The sequence below is a fragment of the Kribbella albertanoniae genome, from assembly GCF_004348455.1.
Classification (GTDB): domain Bacteria; phylum Actinomycetota; class Actinomycetes; order Propionibacteriales; family Kribbellaceae; genus Kribbella; species Kribbella albertanoniae.
Genome location: NZ_SMKA01000399.1, coordinates 1 through 5,920 on the forward strand (window position 1 = coordinate 1; position 5,920 = coordinate 5,920).

At 60.4% G+C, this 5,920-nt stretch carries 4 protein-coding genes; 1 reads left to right on the top strand and 3 read right to left on the bottom strand.

Features of this window, described 5'->3' with window-relative positions; all coding sequences use genetic code 11:
- The first annotated feature begins 53 nt into the window (after positions 1 to 53).
- Positions 54 to 1,622 carry a recombinase family protein gene (locus E1261_RS42620; protein WP_132415687.1) on the top strand — a complete coding sequence of 523 codons (1,569 nt, stop codon included), beginning with the start codon at positions 54 to 56 and terminating at the stop codon, positions 1,620 to 1,622.
- Positions 1,623 to 2,218: 596 nt separating this feature from the next.
- On the opposite strand, the gene E1261_RS42625 is transcribed toward E1261_RS42620, so the two are convergent.
- From E1261_RS42625 to E1261_RS45695, 3 genes are all read right to left on the bottom strand, one after another.
- Positions 2,219 to 4,141: an FtsK/SpoIIIE domain-containing protein gene (locus E1261_RS42625; protein WP_132415689.1), complete on the bottom strand. Its 1,923-nt coding sequence runs from the start codon at positions 4,139 to 4,141 to the stop codon at positions 2,219 to 2,221.
- Complete coding sequence (locus tag E1261_RS42630) at positions 4,141 to 4,503, bottom strand: hypothetical protein (protein ID WP_132415691.1); 363 nt, start codon at positions 4,501 to 4,503, stop codon at positions 4,141 to 4,143. Before E1261_RS42630 ends, E1261_RS42625 begins: the two co-directional genes overlap by 1 nt.
- Positions 4,504 to 4,661: 158 nt before the next feature.
- Positions 4,662 to 4,829, bottom strand: a complete 168-nt coding sequence (locus E1261_RS45695; protein ID WP_165952844.1) for a hypothetical protein — start codon at positions 4,827 to 4,829, stop codon at positions 4,662 to 4,664.
- Positions 4,830 to 5,920 lie beyond the last annotated feature (1,091 nt).

The following is a 5,920-nucleotide window of genomic DNA, read 5'->3' on the forward strand; positions in this document are numbered from 1 at the left end:
GCTAGCCGAACAGACTCCCTACGTGACATCGTTGAGTCTCTGGGGAGGTTGTTATGGGTAAGGCTAAGAGCACTCGTCTCGTTTTGGGTTTTTCGCCGTGGGACGACAAGGTTTCTTTGATGCTCGGCGGCGCAAAGGTCCGGTATTTGATCTATGGCCGTTCGAGTAAGGACAAGAAAGAGCTTGAGTATTCGATTAAGACTCAGGCGCGCGAGGGTACCGAGTTCGCTGACCGGTTTTCGTGGTCGAATACCGGTATCTATCTCGACAACGATATTTCGGCGTCGCGGTTCGCGTCGATAAAGGCGATACGCGGAAACTATGACGAGATGCTGGAAGTTATCGAGTCCAGCGGTGTTGACGTTCTAGTGATGCAGGACCTTTCTCGTTCGTCTCGTGATCTTGAGTTCTACGCGCAACTGCGGAAACTGTGCATGCTGAACGGCGTGTTCTTCTGGATGATCGACGGGAACATTTTCGATCTCCGGGTGACGGCTGACCGTAACAGCCTTTCACAACAGGCCGTCCACGCGGAAACGTGGTCTGACTCGATTCACGACAAAACCTCGTCTGGCCTTGAAAGTCAGGTTCTGGACGGCAGGCCGCATTCGCACGTTCCGTATGGTTACGAACGGTTCAAGAATCAGAAGACCGGAGCTTTCGAGCGTCAGGTTTTCGACATGACGGAACACGTTGCAATCCACAAGGACGGAACTAAAGAGGTTTACACGCCGTACGGGATCGTGCGTGAGATTTTCGAGCGGTTCGCGGCAATGGCACAGCAAAGCGAAATCGTGACGGACTTGAACACGCGGTGCATTCCTTCGCCGGGCGGAAAGTTGTGGTCGCGGCAGACGGTTGTTTTCATCGCGACGAGCGCAACCTATATGGGCAAGCGGAAAAGCTACGGGAAAGCCGCATCCGATGGGCAATGGGAGGGAATTGTCGATCCGGTGTTGTTCCGTGATGTGCAGGCGATCGTGAAACCAGCCTCACGGCGGACGCATCGCAAATTCGGGCGGAAGTGGATCATGTCCTATGCGAGCCATTGCGACCACTGCGGCGCATGGCTGATGAGCAAGCCGAGATCAAAGAAGGAAAGCGGAAAGACCCGCTATGGCTGCTCACGCAAAGGCTGCGGCAAAGCATCCGTGACCGCCGAGACCTTCGACAGTTTCATTGAATCGTGCCTGGTTGCGTGGCTCGCGCGACCGGAGGTATTCCAGAAACTAGTGACGCATCGCCGCGCAACCGACAGCAACATTGCGGTGTATGAGCAAGAGATTGCTAAGGCTGATTTGCAGTTGGAGGAAAACAAGGCGCTGAGGCTCGCGGGTGAAATGGACGGACGCGACTTCACCGACATGCAAAAGGTGTTACGGGCGCGGATCGAGGCCGCGCAGAAAGCTATCCGGCGCGCTGCTATCCCGCAGGTGATCGTAGACCTGATCGGGCCGGACGCCGCCGAGCAATGGGAAGCAATCGCGGAACTCGACACCCGCCGCGAAATCATCAAAATGGTGTGCGCTCCGCGTCTGCGGTCGGCCAACAAGAACCCGCGTATGCCGCTGGCTGACCGGGTCGTGTTCGGCGGTTTGATGCAAGACCTGCAAGACGCATAAGCCAAAGCGAACAGCAAGAGTGCCGGGCGACCCGTGAGGGGATCGCCCGGCACTTTTCTTATGCCCGCTTTCTGTTGTCAGCCGTTCTCGGTTGCGCCGACGTTCAAGACTCGTGCGAGTGTTCGTGCGAGCCGATCGTCAGGCAATGGCCATTCGGCAACGATTGCGATGATTTCGGGGTCGGTCGGTTTGTAGGGTTTGTTCTTCCAGTAGTCGCTGAGTGGGAGTTTCAGCATTTGCCCGTCTGCGAGCATTTGCGGTTGTGTTTCTGGTTTCTCCTTTCTCGCCGTTGATTCGGCGCGGTTTGCGGGACGTTTGCGGGTCGGCGCGTTTATCGCCTCCAAGGTTGTTCGGCGAGTAGGGTTTGTGGTGGGCCGGACCGTGGCCCGTTCCCCCCTCGCGCTGCGGTCCGGTTCCGCCGTGTTCGTTGCCTGCGGCCCGTTCCCGCACAGCCCCCGATGCGCTCCTCACGTTGGTTACGGGTTGTGACTGTGCGGGAAGTGTCTCCGGGTTGTCCACGGTGCCCGGATGTGTGCCTCAACGTGCGGGCGCGCGCGAGGTTTTGGAACTTTGAGAATTTCCGGAGACAGTTACGGTCAGTGAGATTCCGGCTCGTCGGCGGGGTCGCCGCCGGTGTTTCCCTCCGGGGTTGGGCCGGTGTCGTCGGCAGGCTGGTCGACCGGGGCCGGTGGACGGGGCCTGACGGCCCGCCAGCGGCCATAGCTGGGGCTGGTCACGGTCTCGTCGGCCTGACCCGCTTTCAGGCGCTTGTAGACCCAGGCACGGCCCTTACCGGTCGCCGCCTGCAACTCGCCTGCGGTCACCCCCTCCGGGGGAGCGTCCCGCAGCGCTGCCCAGAGCGCCATTTCCGGACCGGAGACCCCCGAGGGTGCCCCGATGGTCTCCGGACCCCCTCCCGTGCCGTCAGAACGGCCCTGAGGGCTTCGGGTGCCTGCTGTGTCGGCAAGCTGGTCGGCGTGGCTGCCGGGACGGGCGTACGTGGTCGCAGTTTCGGTCACGTCTTCGTCGGTGATCAAATACGCGCGGCCTCGTCGCGGGATATCCATTCCCGGTCCGGACACGAAGAACTTGCCCGGTCCGTCGAATTTCGTCGCGTCCCAACCGGCCGCCAGCTTTCCCGCACCTAGGATCAGGTCAACGTCGGGGCGTTCGTTCACCCGCAGACAGAACCTGATGTTCATTTGGGACCGCAGTGCCGACGATTCACCCATCGCTTTCTGAGTCGGCCGCTGGGTAGCAATGATCAGGACAACTGCGACCGCGCGGCCACGCCGGGCGATCGAATCCGCGAGCCGTTGCGCCTTCTTCGAGAGCTCCGCGTATTCATCAATAATGATAAACAGCTGCGGCGCATCGAATTTCGGATACCACTCCCGCCGGCCGCGGGCCATTAGAAATTCCGCGCGTTTCTCCAATTCATCGACACCGGCTTGTAGTAGTCGTTCTGCGGAATCGTTATCGGTCGCCAATTGGTGCAGGACGCTCGACCAGGGCGCTAGCTCCATTCCCTTTTTCAGGTCGATACCCCAACCAACCGCATCGCCACATTCCGCGATCCGGGCAAGGATCACATTCAGCAGCCCGGATTTACCCGAATCGGTCGCGCCACCGATCAGCACATGCTTTCGCAACAGCGAAACCGTGATCGGTGCGCCGTCCTCAAATACACCGACCGTGACCGGTTGGGTAATCGACGCCCGCGATTTCCCGAGCACCGGGACCGGGCGCGGTTCCCACACAATCGGCTGTGCGTGCGGGTCGGTCTCGACCAGACGCAGCGTGAATTGCGAGGCGTCATCGGGGACCGGTTCGGCGCGTGTTCCACCGATCCGGGCACCCAACGCCGATTCCAATTCCGGCAGTTGCTTGACCACGTCGGAATAGGTTTGGCCGCGCCGGAGTTTGATTCGCGCGGTCCATCCCCATTTGTCCATCACCGCCGACACCATCCGCGCCCCGGTCAAACCGGCCGCGTCGGCAGTGTCGGGGAAATGGTCACGGATGATCCGGACACGGGTCAGCCGTCGCCTGTCTTCGCGCCACAGCCACGGGACCGCGAAAACCCCCGTCGCCAGTGCAGCGAGAGTTTCCATTGCACCGGCCGTTGCGCCGTGAATCGTCGCAGCCGTCAGCCACGCCGAAACCGCCACGATGAAACCGGCACCCCATACCCGGACGCGCCACCTTTCCAGCACCGGGAAACGCGTTAGCAGCGTTGCCGGACGGACCGCAAGCACGACAATTCCGGCGACGCCTGACAGCACGATCAACGGCCACCAGTGCGGGTGTGCCGAATGCAGCCATGCACCGGCCAGCAAACACCCGAACAGCCAATACAGCGGAGCGAGCTCGGCGCGGTAACGCCACAGCATCCGGCCGAATTCGGCAATGATCGGCGCATGGTCCGGCCCGTAATGCACCGGGACCATCCACATGTCGTCACGCCGCCCATACCGGCGACCGCGCCGGTAACGCGACGCGCCATAGTTTCGGCGCATCACAGCGGCTCACCCCGCCACACATCAGCGGGCATGACTTCCGCCAGATAGTGACCTGACGGCGGGGGCGGCAATTCGTCCGTGACATACCACCACGGAGATTCAAGCGCCCACGGGTACAGCGAATCCTCTTCGACCGCTGCACCCAGACCAGCACGGCAAGCAGCCTCAAGCATTTGGAACCGGGCTCGCAACCGATAGATTTCGTTCACCAGATCGGGAACGTCGGCCGACGAGATGACAAAGACTCGGTAGAAGTCCTCGCCGGGAGCCACACGCAAAGTCGCCTCAAATCGGGCGCGGACTCCGTCTATCTGATCAAGGGTCATACGACGCGCACTAGGCACGGTCAGAACAGTCACCACCAAAGGGTCAGAATGCACAACGAATAGGTGTCAGTCATGCGGTTACTCCTCTCAACTAGGAACATGAAAAGTTCGGGGAATGGCCGGACCATGTACTCCTCCCCGAGAAATGGCCCGACCGTGTCAGTAGCTACTCAACCCCGCTCAACACGACGTCACTTCGCGCCGAGAAACTGCGTGAAGAACTGCGTAATGAACGGAGCGAACCTGCTGGACGCCAGGAAGAACCCGAACGACGTACAAATCGCAGCCTGAATAATCGTCAGACTCGTGTACCGGATCAACACAAAGACGCCAACAGTGAACACCAGCAGCATCGACACCGAAACAATCAGAAATCATCACCCCCTCTCGATCTCCTCGAATCACGGAGAGAGGGCAACCCCACAGGTCGCCGGTAGTGAGGCTCACCGGCAATCTTTCGTACGGCTGTGCCGCGCATAGGCGAACTTCCGTACACACTTCTCGCAGCCAGCTTGATTCTTGACCTTCCTCGCACCACACGCGCAACGAGTCGAGAACCGCACACGCTGACCAAACCGCAACTAATCACCTCCTCCAGTAGCTACAACGTTTGGGAACCGCTCCCCTTGCACTCAGTCCAGCACACCTGCGCCGACAGCGTCAGACAGCTTGTGGATAACCCACACCTGACGCCTGAATGCCACAGGCAACCAACCTCCAATCCGCCGGACAGGCCGACCATCATTGCCCCCGGCAACAGCAGATATCAAGACCTACGGGTCTCGGTTGCACGAACCTGCAACACCCGTACACCCGCTTGTCAACCCCTTAAATGCTGGTTGCATAGTCGTCTGCATCCGCACTTGCACGTGCATCCGCACGGCCATTGCCCGGAGCAACAAGTAACCCGCGACCGCCACGGCGCACCTACCCCCCGGGGAAGCGGGTAGGTGCACCGTGAGTTGCGGTCACGGGTTACGTTCTTGGGTGAGACTTATTCAGTTATGGTCGGCCGCTTTCGCGCGTCCGTGTCCGTTCCGGATTCGCCGCTCCGCTGCCTTCCATTGGCGCGTTGTCGGCTTTCCGTAAACGGGTCCGTGGGCTTCATAGGCAATCACACAATGAGGCTCGACGTAGGAAACCCCTCTCGGGTCCTCACCTTCCGGCCCCATTCCGTTCCTGCGCGCTACAGCCCAATACCTCAAGGCCCAGCGGCGCAACTGCCTGCGTCTGACATTTCTGGTCTTGCTCATCGCCCTTTCCGGCTCTCCGTGAGGATTGGCTACCGACACCCCCTGCACGCGCACGCAGGGAAATACCGGGGATTACGGGCAGTCCCTCAAACCTCGCCCTTTTCGAGGGACTGCCCAGCTTGGAAACGACGGGGCGCGGAGTGTGGTTCACTTTCCCGCTTGAGGAGGTACGGAATGGACTCGCCACACCGCGCCCC